11 protein-coding genes and 1 pseudogene are annotated in these 13,820 nt (G+C 67.9%); 7 read left to right on the plus strand and 5 right to left on the minus strand.

All coding sequences use genetic code 11. The features are described from left to right. The first annotated feature begins 137 nt into the window (after window positions 1-137). The gene (locus HW532_RS14935; RefSeq protein WP_213161225.1) at window positions 138-1,430 is read left to right on the plus strand and encodes an MFS transporter; all 1,293 of its coding nucleotides are present in this window, start codon (window positions 138-140) and stop codon (window positions 1,428-1,430) included. On the opposite strand, the gene HW532_RS14940 is transcribed toward HW532_RS14935, so the two are convergent. The 3 genes from HW532_RS14940 to HW532_RS14950 all read right to left on the minus strand — a co-directional run bounded on the left by HW532_RS14940 (window position 1,391) and on the right by HW532_RS14950 (window position 5,204). Further along, a complete protein-coding gene (locus HW532_RS14940) occupies window positions 1,391-1,849 on the minus strand; it encodes a rhodanese-like domain-containing protein (protein WP_213161226.1) in 459 nt (152 codons plus the stop codon). The genes HW532_RS14935 and HW532_RS14940 overlap by 40 nt on opposite strands. Window positions 1,850-1,942: 93 nt before the next feature. Continuing rightward, entirely contained in the window at window positions 1,943-4,231 is a 2,289-nt protein-coding gene (locus tag HW532_RS14945; protein WP_246479145.1) for a heavy metal translocating P-type ATPase, read from the minus strand. Window positions 4,232-4,310: 79 nt separating this feature from the next. Beyond that, entirely contained in the window at window positions 4,311-5,204 is an 894-nt protein-coding gene (locus HW532_RS14950; RefSeq protein ID WP_213161228.1) for a LysR substrate-binding domain-containing protein, read from the minus strand. 202 nt (window positions 5,205-5,406) lie between these two features. On the opposite strand from HW532_RS14950, the gene HW532_RS14955 reads away from it, so the two are divergent. Further along, window positions 5,407-6,252 (plus strand): EamA family transporter, encoded by an 846-nt coding sequence (locus HW532_RS14955; protein ID WP_213161229.1) that lies wholly within the window; start codon window positions 5,407-5,409, stop codon window positions 6,250-6,252. An 83-nt stretch (window positions 6,253-6,335) separates the two neighbouring features. Next, window positions 6,336-6,905, plus strand: coding sequence for an HdeD family acid-resistance protein (locus tag HW532_RS14960; RefSeq protein ID WP_213161230.1), 570 nt, complete (start codon window positions 6,336-6,338; stop codon window positions 6,903-6,905). Here HW532_RS14960 and HW532_RS14965 read toward each other — a convergent pair. Further along, window positions 6,884-8,406 (minus strand): annotated as a pseudogene (locus HW532_RS14965) (malonate--CoA ligase). The gene HW532_RS14960 and the pseudogene HW532_RS14965 sit on opposite strands and share 22 nt — an antisense overlap. A 28-nt stretch (window positions 8,407-8,434) precedes the next feature. Then, window positions 8,435-9,103 carry a GntR family transcriptional regulator gene (locus tag HW532_RS14970; protein WP_213161231.1) on the minus strand — a complete coding sequence of 223 codons (669 nt, stop codon included), beginning with the start codon at window positions 9,101-9,103 and terminating at the stop codon, window positions 8,435-8,437. Window positions 9,104-9,382: 279 nt separating this feature from the next. Between HW532_RS14970 and HW532_RS14975 the strand changes: the two genes are divergently transcribed. From HW532_RS14975 to HW532_RS14990, 4 genes are all read left to right on the plus strand, one after another. Beyond that, window positions 9,383-10,393 carry a TRAP transporter substrate-binding protein gene (locus HW532_RS14975; protein WP_213161232.1) on the plus strand — a complete coding sequence of 337 codons (1,011 nt, stop codon included), beginning with the start codon at window positions 9,383-9,385 and terminating at the stop codon, window positions 10,391-10,393. A gap of 222 nt (window positions 10,394-10,615) precedes the next feature. After that, window positions 10,616-11,101 (plus strand): TRAP transporter small permease subunit, encoded by a 486-nt coding sequence (locus HW532_RS14980; RefSeq protein WP_213161233.1) that lies wholly within the window; start codon window positions 10,616-10,618, stop codon window positions 11,099-11,101. Then, on the plus strand, window positions 11,098-12,414 hold the full coding sequence (locus HW532_RS14985; protein WP_213161234.1) for a TRAP transporter large permease: 1,317 nt from the start codon (window positions 11,098-11,100) through the stop codon (window positions 12,412-12,414). Before HW532_RS14980 ends, HW532_RS14985 begins: the two co-directional genes overlap by 4 nt. After that, complete coding sequence (locus tag HW532_RS14990; protein WP_213161235.1) at window positions 12,411-13,769, plus strand: malonyl-CoA decarboxylase; 1,359 nt, start codon at window positions 12,411-12,413, stop codon at window positions 13,767-13,769. Before HW532_RS14985 ends, HW532_RS14990 begins: the two co-directional genes overlap by 4 nt. Window positions 13,770-13,820 lie beyond the last annotated feature (51 nt).

Here is a 13,820-nt window from a genome sequence, read left to right on the forward strand (position 1 = left end):
GAATACGCTGTACGTCTGATCGGGGGGCGATCCGGCAAGACGAACGGGGATGCGCGTGACCGCATGGCTGCTTTGTCGAGCCCGCGCTTCTCACCGGCGCCGGGAGCAGGCAGACTACGGCCCGTCTTCGGGAGGACATGAGGGAAGGGCAAGGGGTGAAGGCCTACGGCGCGAAGGCTTGGACGATCTGGACGCTGGGCGCGCTCGCTTTCGGCTACGCCTTTTTCCAGCGCGTGGCGCCGAGCGTGATGGTCTCCGACCTCATGCGCGACTTCGCTGTGGGCGCGGCCGTGCTCGGCAATCTCTCCGCCCTCTATTTCTATCCTTATGTCGTTCTCCAGGTGCCGCTCGGCATCCTGACCGACCGCATCGGGGCGCGCATCGTGCTGTCGGGCGCCATGGCGCTCGCGGCCGCCGGCACGCTGATTTTCGGCACCGCCGGGGGGATCGGGGAGGCCTATGTCGGGCGCTTCCTCGTCGGCATGGGATCGGCGGCCTGCTTCATCGCCACGCTCAGCCTCTCCAGCCGCTGGTTCCCGCCGCACCGCTTCGCTTTCCTCGCGGGGATGTGCATGTTCTTCGCCATGGCGGCCGGCGTCGGCGGGCAGGCGCCGCTCGCTGCGCTGATCGAGGTCACGGGGTGGCGCGCGGCCATGGTCGGCTCGGCCTGCTTTGCCGGCGCGCTGGCGCTCGTCGCCGCCATCGTGGTGCGCAACCGCCCGCCGGACGCGCCGCCGGCGCGCAGTGCGGCGACCGACTGGGCGGGGCTCGGGCGCGACCTGAAGCTCATCTTCCTCAATGGCGAGGTGTGGCTCATCGCGCTCGTGGCCACGGCGCTCTCCGGCGTCATGCTCGCCTTTGGCGGCCTGTGGGGCGTGCCCTACATGATGGTGCGCTACGACCTCGCCCGGCCCGAGGCGGCGGCGCTGGTGTCGCTGATCCTCGTCGGCTGGGCGCTCGGCGCACCCTTCGGGGGCTGGCTGTCGGATGCGGTGAAGCGGCGCAAGGCCCCGCTCGTCGCCACATCCGCTGCGAGCTGCCTGCTGGCGGTGCTGCTGTTCCACGGCCCGCCTCTGCCGCTTGTGGCCTGTGCGGTGCTGATCGTCGTTCTGGGGCTCGTCGGCGGCAGTATGGTCTCCACCTATGCGCTCGCCCGAGAGGTCACGCCGCCCGGCACCCATGCGACGGTGACCGGGCTCGTCAACGCCATGACGGTCGCCGCCGGGGCGGTTCTCCAGCCCGCGGTCGGCTTCCTGCTCGACCTCAACTGGGCCGGCGGCATGGCGGAGGGCGCACGCATCTACGCGCAGGCGACCTACGAGACCGCCTTCCTCTCCATTGTCGGATGGGCCGCGATGGGGCTCGTCGCCAGCCTGTTCCTGCGCGAGACCTATTGCCGCCCGATGGTGACCGAGGCCGCCGCCGGGTAGCGGGCGAGGGGCAGGCCGCGCGCGATCCAGCCGGGCCCGTTGGCGCCGCCGGTCATGCCTTCGGGCACGTCGATCACATTGGTGAAGCCGGCAAGCGAGAGCCGTTCCTGCAGGCGCGCGGAGCGCCCGCCGCTGGCGCAGATCACCGCGACGGGTGTGGAGGGGTCGCCGCCAAGCGCGTCCAGAAGCTCGTCGCGGAAGGAGCCGTCGCGCATGTCCAGGGGAACCGCGCCCGCGCCGATACCGGTGCGGCGCCATTCGGGCGGCGTGCGGATATCGACGAGCACCAGAGTGCCCGCCCGGGCCCGCTCATAGGCTTCCCCCGGGGCGATCCCGGCTTCGTCGGCGTGCAGGGCGGACCCTGCGAGAAGTCCGAACAGGACCGCGAAGAGCGGTGCGATGGCGCGACGTGCAAGCATGGCAGACCTCCAATCCCCGAAAAGGATAGACGACATGCCGGGCGCGACGAAATCAAAAGGCCGGGAGCGGGCAGGAGCCGCTTTGCATTCGCTCTACAGCTTCACCCGTCTCAGCCGCAGCGCGTTGCCGACGACGGAGACGGAGGACAGGCTCATGGCCGCCGCCGCGATGATCGGCGACAGCAGGATCCCGAAGGCGGGATAGAGCACGCCGGCTGCGATCGGCACGCCGAGCGCATTGTAGATGAAGGCGAAGAACAGGTTCTGCTTGATATTCGCCATCACGGCCTCCGACAGGCGGCGCGCGCGCAATATGGCCCTGAGGTCGCCTTTCATGAGCGTCACGGGCGCGCTTTCCAGCGCGACATCGGAACCGGTCCCCATGGCGATGCCGATATCGGCGGCGGCAAGCGCCGGCGCGTCGTTCACGCCGTCGCCCGCCATGGCGACCATGCGGCCCTCGCCCTGGAGCGCCTTGACGAGGTCGACCTTGCCTTCCGGCAGGATCTCCGCCTCGATCCGGTCTATGCCGAGGGGGCCTGCGACCGCCTTGGCCGTTCCGGGCGTGTCCCCGGTCGCCATCACGACGGTAAGACCGTCCGCCTTGAGCGCGCGGATCGCGTCGGGCGTGGTCTCCTTGACAGGATCGGCGACGGCGACGAGGCCGGCGACGGTGCCGTCCACGGCGACATACATGGCCGTCTTGCCCGTCTCGCGCAGCTCATCGGCGGTTCCGTCCAGGTCGTCGGTGGCGATGCCGAGCTCGCCCATCATGGCGCGGTTGCCGAGGGCGACTGCCTTGCCGCCGATCCGGCCCTTCACGCCCTTGCCCGTGACCGCCTCGAAGTCGTCCGTCGGCGACAGGGCGACGCCGCGCTCCTCCGCGCCCGCGACAATGGCCTCCGCCAGCGGGTGCTCGCTTGCCCGCTCCAGGCTGGCCGCGAACCGCAGGAGCTCGTCCTCCTCCATGGCTCCGGCCGGGACGACATCGGTAAGGCGCGGGCGGCCTTCCGTCAGCGTGCCGGTCTTGTCGACGACCAGCGTGTCCACCTTGGCGAAGCGCTCCAGCGCCTCGGCATTGCGGAACAGCACGCCGCCCTGCGCCCCGCGGCCCGTGCCGACCATGATCGACATCGGGGTGGCGAGCCCGAGCGCGCAGGGGCAGGCGATGATGAGCACGCTCACGGCCACCACGAGCCCGTAGGCGAGCCGGGGTTCGGGCCCGAAAACCGCCCAGGCGGCAAAGGCGATTATGGCCACGGCGACGACCGACGGAACGAACCAGCCCGCGAAGATGTCGGCGAGCCGCTGGATCGGCGCGCGCGAGCGCTGGGCCTCCGCCACGAGATTGACGATGCGCGAGAGCATCGTGTCGGCGCCGACGCGGGACGCCTCCATGACGAAGGAACCGGTCTTGTTGAGCGTGCCGCCCGTCACATCGTCGCCGGGGGTCTTCTCCACGGGCAGGGGCTCGCCGGTCAGCATGGATTCATCCACGCTGGACGAGCCCTCCACGAGCCTGCCATCCACGGGAACCTTGTCGCCGGGGCGCACGCGCAGGCGGTCGCCGGTCTCCACACGGTCGAGCGAGACTTCCTCTTCCGAGCCGTCCTCGCGGACGCGCCGCGCCATCTCCGGCGCGAGATCGAGCAGGGCACGGATGGCGCCGGAGGTGCGCTCGCGCGCCTTGAGCTCCATGATCTGGCCGACCAGCACGAGGAGCACGATGACTGCGCCCGCCTCGAAATAGACCGCAACCGCACCGTTCGCGTCCCGGAAACCCTCCGGGAATATGCCGGGCGCGAGGGCGGCGACCACGCTGTAGGCATAGGCGGCGCCGACGCCGATGCCGATCAGCGTCCACATATTGGGATTGAGCGTCCTGAGCGAGGTCCAGCAGCGCTGAAAGAAGGTCCAGCCGCCCCAAAGGATCACGGGCGTGGCGAGCACGAGCTGGGTCAGTACGAAGAGGCGGGCCCCCAGCCAGTCCTCGAAGGGCACGCCCAGATGGCCGCCCATCTCCAGGACGACGATGGCCAGCGCGAAGGGAAGGCTGACCCAGAACTTGCGCGTGAAGTCGACGAGCTCCGGGTTCGGCCCTTCCTGCGCGGAGGGTACGCCCTTCGGCTCGAGTGCCATTCCGCAGATCGGGCAGGCGCCCGGCTTGTCGCGCACGATCTCCGGGTGCATCGGACAAGTGTAGAGCGTGCCGGCCGGCTGGGGTTCGGGCTCGGGCGCGCCGCCGAGATAGCTGTCCGGATCGGCGGCGAACTTGTCGTGGCAGCCCCTGGAGCAGAAATAGTAGCGCTCGCCGCCATGCTCGCGGGTGTACTGCGCGGTATCGGGATCGACGGTCATCCCGCAGACGGGATCGCGTGCCATGGCTGCCTGGTCCTTCCGGTTCGTGTCTCCCATCAGATGGGGGTTCCCATCATGGTAAGGTCAAGAGCCGCCGTTCGGATCAGCCGGGCGGGGGCGGCGTCTTCGCGCCTTCCTCCACGAGCCACTCGACGAAGACGTCGGCGGACGGGTTGCGCCGGCGCGGGCGCAGGGCGACATAGGCGCGGCTGTTCGCCTTGAAGCCGAAGGGGGCGACGAGGCGTTCCGCCGCAATGTCGTCGGCCACGAGCGACCACAGCCCCATGCCGACGCCGAGCCCGCTCATCGCCGCCTCGATCATGAAATAGAGATGCTCGAACTCGCTCTCGCTGGCGGGCGTCACCGCATCGACGCCCTCGAGGTCGAACCATTCCGCCCAGGCATGGCGCCGTGTCTGGGTGTGCAGGAAGGTGAAGGCGGCAAGGTCCGACGGGGTGCGCACTGGCCGCTCCGCCATCAGCTTGGCCGACAGCACGGGGCCGGCATGCTCCGGCAGGAACGGGATCACCTCGTCGGAGCGCGCATGTGGCTGCTTCACGGAGCGGATGGCGAGGTCGAGATTCTCCCGCGCGAAGTCGACCGGCACGTCGGAGGCCTGCAGCCTGAGATCGATATCGGGATAGCGCGCCTTGAAACGGTAGAGCCGCGGAATCAGCCAGCGCATCATCAAGGTACCGAAGCAGGAGACGACGAGCTCGCCCCTGGCGGTCTGGGAGACGGAGCGCACGCCGCTCTCCACAAGGTCGAGCGCGCTGGTGAGCACCGGCAGGAGGCGCCGCCCGGCCGCCGTCAGCCGCTGCTGGTTGCGCGGCCCCTCGAACAGCGCCACGCCGAGGATCTCCTCAAGCTGGCGGACCTGCCGGCTGACCGCTCCGTGGGTGACCGCGAGCTCGTCCGCCGCGGCGCTGATCTGTTCGTGCCGGCCGGCGGCCTCGAAGGCCTTCAGCGCGTTCAAGGGAGGCAGGTTGCGTCTCATGTTCGTCAGGAAAACTCACAAACCGTCTCAGATCAAATCGTTTTGTGACAGGACCGATCCGGGCTACAGGCTGGAGCTGTCCCGAATGGTCGAGACGGCACCGGCCCGCTCCCCCACCCGGCTACCCATGAGATCATACTTCCGTGGGTGGCCGGGTGGGGGAGCGGGCCGGTGCCGCCCGGCAAGAAGACACGTGGTTGCAATGGATGCTGTCACCTTCGCGGCGGTGATCGTCGCCGCCAGCCTGCATGCGGCATGGAACGCCATCATCAAGCTGGGGCTCGACCAGTTCCTGTCCATGACGCTCCTGTCGGTGGTTTCCGGCCTGATCTCGCTGGCGTTCATCCCGTTCCTGCCCCTGCCCGCCATCGAGGCCTTGCCGTTCCTCGCCGCGACGGTCTGCTGCCATACGGGCTACAAGCTGTTCCTGCTGCAGGCCTACAAGGCGGGCGATCTGGGGCAGGTCTATCCGCTGGCGCGGGGCACGGCGCCGCTCATCGTCGCGGTTGTCGGGGTGGCTCTGCTGTCGGAGCATCTCGCGCCGCTCGCCTGGGCGGGCATCGCGGTCCTCGTCGGCGGGGTCTGGCTCATGTCGCTGCGCGGCGGGCGCGACCTCGCCCGGATGGAGCGCAAGGGCGTGATGGCCGCGCTCGCCACCTCCGCCTTCATCGCCGGCTATACGCTGATCGACGGCACCGGCGCGCGCATCGCCGGCACCGCCTCCGGCTACACGGTGTGGCTGTTCCTGTTCGACGGCATCGCCATGGCCACCATCGCGGTGGTGCTGAGGGGGCCGAGTGCCTTCATGCGCATGTCGGGGGCGTGGAAGGGCGGCGCCGTCGCCGGTGCCCTGTCGCTCGGCGCCTACTGGATCGCCATCTGGGCCATGACGCGCGCGCCGATCGCCATGGTCGCGGCGCTGCGCGAGACCTCGGTGCTGTTCGCCGTGCTGATCTCGGCCGCCGTCCTCAAGGAGCCGCTGACACGCTGGCGCACGGCCGCGGCCCTCCTGATCGTCGGGGGTGCTGCCGCGCTCCGACTCGGGTAAACTCTTCTCCCATTTCACGGAGGCAACCCGTGATGCGCCCCCATCGATCGGGTGTCGGGGGCACAACAGGAAAGACGGAACCCATGTCGGATCAAAGCCAACGGACGGACGCCGGGCTGGTCAGCGGGAATCGCGGCTGGTTCATCGTGCTGGGGATCGTGATGATCGTCCTCGGGGCGCTCGCCATCCTGTTTCCCTGGGTCATGACGCTCGCCGCGGAGCTGCTGGTCGGCATCGCGCTGGTGATCGGCGGGGCGACGATGATCGTCCATGCCTTCAGCGAGCGCAGCTGGGGCGGCGTCCTGTGGGAGGCGCTGCTCGGCATACTCTATCTTGTCGGCGGGCTCTATTTCCTCTTCCTGCCGGGGGTGGGCGCCGTCGCATTGACGGTCGCCCTGTCGGCCATCTTCATCGTGGACGGCATCCTGCGCGCCATCATGGGCACGAGGCTGAAGCCGCGCAGCGGCTGGGGCTGGCTCGTCGCCGGCGGCGTCGTCTCGGCGGTCCTCGGCGTGATGCTGTTCGCCGGGCTGCCCGGAACGGCGGTCTGGGCGATCGGGCTGCTGCTCGGCATCAACCTCGTCTTCTCCGGCGCGGCCTTCCTGGCGCTCGGCGCCTCCGCCGGCAGCGGTCAGGCGAAGATGTCGGCATAGCGCTCCTTGAGCGCGGCCTTCTGCACCTTGCCCATGGTGTTGCGGGGCAACTCGTCGACATAGAAGACGCGCTTGGGCACCTTGAACTTGGCAAGCCGCTCGGCGAGGGTCGAGATGATCTCGTCCTCGCTCGGCGGCGTGCCGGCGCCGGTCGTGACGACAGCCACGACGCCTTCGCCGAAATCGGGATGGGCGACGCCGATGACGGCCGATTCGCCGATGCCGGGGAGCTGGTCGATCTCGGTCTCCACCTCCTTGGGATAGACGTTGAAGCCGCCGGAGATGATGAGGTCCTTGCCGCGCCCGACGATGGAGACGCGCCCGTCGTCGGCCATCACGCCCATGTCGCCGGTGATGAAATAGCCGTCGGCGCGGAATTCCTCCGCCGTCTTCTCCGGCATGCGCCAATAGCCCTTGAAGACATTCGGCCCCTTGCACTCCACGATGCCGACCTCGCCGTGCGGAATCTCGCGGCCCTCGCCGTCGGCGACGCGCACCGACACGCCGGGCAGCGCATAGCCGACCGTTCCGGGCACCCGCTCGCCCTCATAGGGGTTTGAGGTGATCATGCCGCATTCGGTCATGCCGTAGCGCTCCAGGATTCTAAGCCCGGTGCGCGCGGCGAAGGTCTCGTGCGTCTCCGCCAGCATCGGCGCCGAGCCGGAGACGAACAGGCGCATGTTGCGGCAGACCTCGCGGCCGAAGCGCTCGTCGCCCAGAAGCCGCGTATAGAAGGTCGGAACCCCCATCATGACGCTCGCCTCGGGCAGGAAGCGCAACACCGTGTCGACGTCGAACCTGTCGAGCCAGATGATCTCCGAACCGTTCAAGAAGGCGGTGTTGAGCGCCACATAGAGCCCGTGCACATGGAAGATCGGCAGGGCGTGGAGCAGCACGTCGCCCGGCACGAAGCCCCATAGCTCGTGTAGCGTCAGCGCGTTGGAGGAGAGATTGTCGTGGGTGAGCATCGCGCCCTTCGACCGCCCGGTCGTGCCGGAGGTGTAGAGCAGCCCCGCCAGGTCGTCGCCCGCGCGCATCGCCGTCTCGCAGGTGCTGGAAGCCGTGGCCGCGGCCTCCGCCAGCGTGCCCTTGCCGTCCCCGTCGAGCGTGGCGACCGCGCCGACGCCGCGCTTTGCCGCGATCTCGTCGATAGCCCCCGGCGCGCGCTCGTCGTCACGACGAGGGAGGGCTCGGCGTCGGAGACGAAATAGTCGACCTCCGCGGGCGTATAGGCGGTGTTCAGCGGCTGATAGACCGCGCCAACCTTGAGGACCGCCAGATAGAGCGCGACATTGTCGAGCGATTTCTCCACCTGCACCGTCACCCGGTCGCCGGGGGCGACGCCGAGGCCCTTGAGCGCATTGGCGAAGCGCGAGACCTGGGCGCGAAGCGCGCTGTAGCTCATCCGCGAGCCGTCGGGCATGCGGAAGGCTGTCCGGTCGCCGGCCTCGACGAAGCGCGCGTCGAGCAGGGCATAGAGATTGGCGTTGTCCTCGGTCATCGGGGGCATCCTCTTCTTGTCGGGAGGGTCAGGAGGCTTCGGATTTCAGATATTCGGTGGGCAGGCTCGCCAAGAAGTCGTTGAAGCTGCCGCTCTGGCGCGTCACGTGGCGGCTGAGCAGGGCGTCGGCGTCGCCGCCACGGCCCTCGCGGATGGCGGCGACGATGCTCTCGTGCTCGGCGAAGGATTCGGTCAGCCGGTTGCGGCGGCGAAGCTGCAGCCGCCGATAGGGCGACAGGCGGTTGCGCAGCCGCACGGTCTCCGCCGCCAGGAAGCGGTTGTGGCTTGCCCGGTAGATCGCCTCATGGAAGGCCATATTGGCCTTGTAATAGTCGTCGGACTGGCCGGCGGCGGCATGGCGGGCGCACTCCTCGTGGGCCTCCTGCAGCGCCGTGAGCTCCTGCTCGCTGGCGCGCTGTGCGGCGAGCCGGCCGCACATGCCCTCGAGCTCCGCCATGACCTCGAACATCTCCACGAGTTCCGCCAGGCCGAGCCGCGTGACGGTGGCGCCGCGATTGCGCCGGATCTCCACCAGTCCGCTGGCGGCGAGCTGGGAGAGCGCCTCGCGGACCGGCGTGCGCGATATGCCGAATCTCTCCGCCAGGCGCGTCTCGTCGAGCCGGTCGCCCGGCAGCAGCCTGTTGGTCAGGATGTCCTGCTCGAGCGCCTGTCTGATCTGGTCGGCTGCGGTTCCCACTCTCGACCGTCTTTCGTGTGCGTATCTTCGTTCTGCGTGCCGGTCCCGCCGTCCATGTTGGGGGCTATCGTCGCTTGGACCATTGGCTAGGTTGGTTCCGGCGCGAACACCGTCCAGGATCGGGCGGGGAGCCGTCACATGCCCGGCTCCTTATAGCGCGCCGTATTTCTGTATACAATCAGCCTGTCATTGTATGATATGATTTTGACATCGTATACGGGACTATATAGCGTATCTTTTCAGCCGATAAGACACGAAGGCTCAAACTGGGAGGAAATAATGACCCGTCTGTTCAGGACGCTTCTGGCTGGCTGCGCCGCGGTCGGCATGGCCGTCGCGACGGTGGCCGGTGCGCAGGCCGCGGAGATGACGCTCAAGGCCTCGCATCAGTGGCCGGGTGGCAAGGGGGACGTGCGCGACGAGATGGTGCAGATCATCGCGCGCGAGGTGGAAAAAGCCGATGTCGGCCTGAAGATCCAGGTCTATCCGGGCAAGTCGCTCTTCAAGCCCAAGGAGCAGTGGGGCGCCCTGGTCAAGGGCCAGCTCGACATCTCCGCCTTCCCGCTCGACTATGCGAGCGGCCGCCATCCGCAGTTCTCCGCGACCCTCATGCCGGGCCTCGTGCGCAATCACGACCGCGCGGAGCGGCTCAACGATTCGCCCTTCATGGACCAGATCAAGGAGATCATCGACGAGGCGGGCGTGATGGTGCTGTCCGATGCCTGGCTCGCCGGCGCCTTCGCCTCCAAGCAGGACTGCATCCGGGGCCCTGAGACCATCAAGGGGCAGGTGACGCGCGCGGCCGGCCCGGCGTTTGAGCAGATGCTCGCTGCCGCCGGCGCCTCGATCTCCTCCATGCCGTCGTCCGAGATCTACACCGCCATGCAGACCGGCGTGCTCGACGCGGCCAATACGAGCTCCGGCTCCTTCGTCTCCTACCGCATCTACGAGCAGGTGAAGTGCCTCACCGCGCCGGGCGAGAACGCGCTGTGGTTCATGTACGAGCCGATCCTCGTGTCCAAGAAGACCTGGGAGAAGCTCGACGAGAAGCAGCAGAACGCCCTGCTCGACGCCGGCGAGACGGCCCAGAACTACTTCGCCAAGGAGACCCGCAAGATCGACCAGAAGATGGTCGACACCTTCAAGGAGGCGGGCGTCGAGGTGATCGACATGTCGGCCGACGACTACAAGGCCTGGATCGAGGTCGCCAAGAAGAGCGCCTACAAGAACTTCGAGGAGAAGGTGAAGGGCGGCAAGCAGCTCATCGCCGACGCGCTCGCCGTCGAGTGATCCCGTCCCCAGGCTATTGCGTCCCATGCCAACCCGGCCGTCATTCCCGCGCAAGCGGGAATCCATTGCAGCGGCAGCAACATGGATCCCCGCTTGCGCGGGGATGACGGGCAAGAGCACAGGGTATCGGCATGGGACAAGCACTCCGGGCCCGGCCATCGTGAAAGGGCGGTCGGGCCCGCGATGTTCCGCGATGTCTTGTTGAAAGCCGGATCTTCGCCAATGCGTGCCTATATCCGTCTCATGGATGCGGTTTCGAGGCTGTGCGGCATCGTCGCCATGGCCCTGCTCGCCGCGGCCGTCTTCGTCGTCTGCTACATGATCTTCGTGCGCTACGTTCTGGGGCACTCCACGATCTGGCAGACCGAGTTCACGATCTACGCGCTGATGGCGGCGACCTTCATCGGCTCGCCCTATGTGCTGATGTTGCGCGGCCATGTGGGCGTCGACCTCCTGCCGCTGGCCCTGCCCGAGCGCGGGCGGATCGTTCTGGAGGTCGTCGCCGGCCTTCTCGGCCTCGCCTTCTGCATGCTGCTGGCCTATGCGAGCTGGATCTATTTCCACGAGGCCTGGGCGGGCGGCTGGCGCACCGACACGGTCTGGGCGCCGCCCCTGTGGATTCCCGTCGCGCCGCTGCCTCTCGGGGCGGGGCTGTTGTGCCTGCAATATGTGGCTGAGCTCATGAAGCTGAATGGAGCGCGCCAGTGAGCCCTCTCGAACTCGGCGGCGTCGTCCTGATCGTGCTGCTCGCGCTGATCGCGACCGGCATGCCCATCGCCTTCGCACTCGGTCTCGTCTCGATCGGCGCGCTGATCGCGACCGAAGGCCCCGGCTCGATCTCGATCCTCGGGGAGACGTTCTTCGCCGGCCTCAACTCCTTCGGCCTCGTCTCGATCCCGATGTTCATCCTGATGGGGGCGGCGGTCGCCTCCAGTCCCGCCGGCCGCGATCTCTACGAGGCGCTCGACCGGTGGCTGACGCGGGTGCCGGGCGGGCTCGTGCTCTCCAATCTCGGCGCCTGCGGCCTGTTCGCCGCGCTGTCGGGGTCCTCGCCCGCCACCTGCGCGGCCATCGGCAAGATGGGCATTCCGGAGATGCGCAAGCGGGGCTACCCCCCGTCCATCGCGACGGGCTCCATCGCGGCGGGCGGCACGCTCGGCATCCTCATCCCGCCCTCCATCACGCTGATCGTCTACGGCATCGCCACGGAGACCTCCATCGGGCGCCTGTTCCTGGCGGGCATCCTGCCGGGGCTCTTGCTGGTCGGCCTGTTCATGGCCTGGACGCTGATCGCCTGCAAGGCGAAGGGCTATGCGCTCACCTCCATGTCGGGCTCCTTCACGCTGAGGGAGAAGATGGAGGCGCTGCCGCGCGTCCTGCCCTTCCTCACCATCATCGTCGCGATCCTCTATGTGCTCTATGGCGGTGTCGCCACGCCGTCGGAGGCCGCAGGCGCCGGCGCGATGTTCTGCCTCCTGCTGGTCATCGTGATCTACCGGATGTGGAAAGCGGGCCCGATCGTCGACATGTTCCGCGACGCGATCCGCGAATCGATCATGATCATGATGATCATCGCGGCTTCGGAACTCTTCTCCTTCGCGCTGTCCTCCATGTTCATCACCCAGTCGGTCGCCGGCTGGATCGCGGATCTGGATGTCAATCGCTGGGCCTTGATGGGGATCATCAACGTGTTCCTGCTGATCGCTGGCTTTTTCCTGCCGCCGGTTGCGGTGATCCTGATGACCGCGCCGATCCTCCTGCCCATCATCACCCAGGCGGGTTTCGATCCCTACTGGTTCGCGGTGGTGCTGACCGTCAACATGGAGATCGGGCTGATCACGCCGCCCGTCGGCCTCAATCTCTACGTCATCAACGGCATCGTGCCGGATGTGCCGCTGGGTACCATCCTGCGCGGATCCGCCCCATATGTTCTGTGCATGGTTCTGGCAATCATAATCCTGTGCATTTTCCCGGCTATAGCCACATGGCTGCCGGAGGCCTTGATGGGGCGTGCGCTATGAATGTGTCCTTCTTTCGCGAACTGATCGAGCAGATTGTCGACCGCGGGCGCAACCTGACGCAGCTCTCGCTGCAGGGGACGGAACGCGCCGGGCGCATCGCCGAGCTGTCCCGCATGCTGATGTCCAGGCGCGGCGAATCCTCCGGCGTGGCGCTCGCCCAGCGCATCCTCACCACCTATGAGCGCCTGGACGACGAGGGCAAGCTCGCCTTCTTCACCGTGCTCGCCGAGGAGTTCGCGCCCGACGCGGATGCGGTGCGCACGGCCGCGGAACGGTATCTGGAGGAGCCGTCGGCGGCGGGCCTGGACGCGCTGTCGCGTGCCACCGAGCCGCCGCGCCAGGAGTTCTTCCGCCGCCTCAACCTGGCGCCGGAGGGAACCTCCGCCATGGTCGCCATGCGCGCCGATCTCCTGCGCTTCCTGCCGGAGAACCCGGAATTCAGGGCCGTGGACGACGACCTGGTCCATCTCTTCGGCTCGTGGTTCAACAGGGGGTTCCTCGTGCTCAGGCGGATCGACTGGTCCTCGCCCGCCAATATCCTGGAGAAGATCATCCAGTACGAGGCGGTTCACCAGATCCAGGGCTGGGACGACCTGAAGCGCAGGCTCGACCCGCGCGACCGGCGCTGCTTCGCCTTCTTCCACCCCTCGCTCGTCGACGAGCCGCTGATCTTCGTGGAGGTCGCGCTCACCCACGAGATCCCGGGCTCGATCCATGCCCTTCTCAATCCTGTCGAGCACGATGCGGGCGACGAGCCGACGACGGCGGTCTTCTACTCCATCTCCAACTGCCAGAAGGGGCTGGCGCGGATCTCCTTCGGCAATTTCCTCATCAAGCAGGTGGTTACCGATCTCGCCCGCGAAATGCCGTCGCTGAAGACCTTCGTGACGCTCTCGCCGGTGCCCGGCTTCATGCGCTGGCTCGACCGCGAGCGCCATGCCGACGAGCCGGCCGTCCTGAACGCAGAGGAGGTGGAGACGCTGGCTCGCCTCGACGAGCCCGGCTGGCAGGAGGACGAGGAGGCCGTCCGCGCGCTGAAGCCGCTCGTGAGCGAGCTTGCGGCCCATTATTTCCTCAAGGAGAAGCGCCCGAACGGCCAGCCTCTCGACCCCGTGGCCCGGTTCCATCTCGGCAATGGCGCGCGGCTGGAGCGGATCAACTGGCTCGGCGACACCTCCGGGCGCGGCCTGCGGGAGGCGGCCGGCCTGATGGTCAACTATCTCTACGAGCTGAAGGATATCGAGAAGAACCACGAGGCCTATGCCGAGCAGGGCAAGGTCGTGGCCTCCGGCGCCGTCCAGAAGCTCGTCAGAAGCGAGCGTTCGAAACGCGCGCTGGTGGCCGCCGACGGCTAGGGCCTTCCGTTATCGGCCGGCCCCGTCACGAAACCGAGGCACGCCTGTCAC

The sequence above is a fragment of the Kaustia mangrovi genome (assembly GCF_015482775.1).
In the GTDB taxonomy this organism is placed as follows: domain Bacteria; phylum Pseudomonadota; class Alphaproteobacteria; order Rhizobiales; family Im1; genus Kaustia; species Kaustia mangrovi.

Excerpts from the sequence above, each read along its gene's own strand:
- HW532_RS14935 (WP_213161225.1), top strand. The coding sequence starts at position 138 with ATGAGGGAAGGGCAAGGGGTGAAGGCCTACGGCGCGAAGGCTTGGACG.
- HW532_RS14940 (WP_213161226.1), bottom strand. The coding sequence starts at position 1,849 with ATGCTTGCACGTCGCGCCATCGCACCGCTCTTCGCGGTCCTGTTCGGA.
- HW532_RS14945 (WP_246479145.1), bottom strand. The coding sequence starts at position 4,231 with ATGGCACGCGATCCCGTCTGCGGGATGACCGTCGATCCCGATACCGCG.
- HW532_RS14950 (WP_213161228.1), bottom strand. The coding sequence starts at position 5,204 with ATGAGACGCAACCTGCCTCCCTTGAACGCGCTGAAGGCCTTCGAGGCC.
- HW532_RS14955 (WP_213161229.1), top strand. The coding sequence starts at position 5,407 with ATGGATGCTGTCACCTTCGCGGCGGTGATCGTCGCCGCCAGCCTGCAT.
- HW532_RS14960 (WP_213161230.1), top strand. The coding sequence starts at position 6,336 with ATGTCGGATCAAAGCCAACGGACGGACGCCGGGCTGGTCAGCGGGAAT.
- HW532_RS14975 (WP_213161232.1), top strand. The coding sequence starts at position 9,383 with ATGACCCGTCTGTTCAGGACGCTTCTGGCTGGCTGCGCCGCGGTCGGC.
- HW532_RS14980 (WP_213161233.1), top strand. The coding sequence starts at position 10,616 with ATGCGTGCCTATATCCGTCTCATGGATGCGGTTTCGAGGCTGTGCGGC.
- HW532_RS14990 (WP_213161235.1), top strand. The coding sequence starts at position 12,411 with ATGAATGTGTCCTTCTTTCGCGAACTGATCGAGCAGATTGTCGACCGC.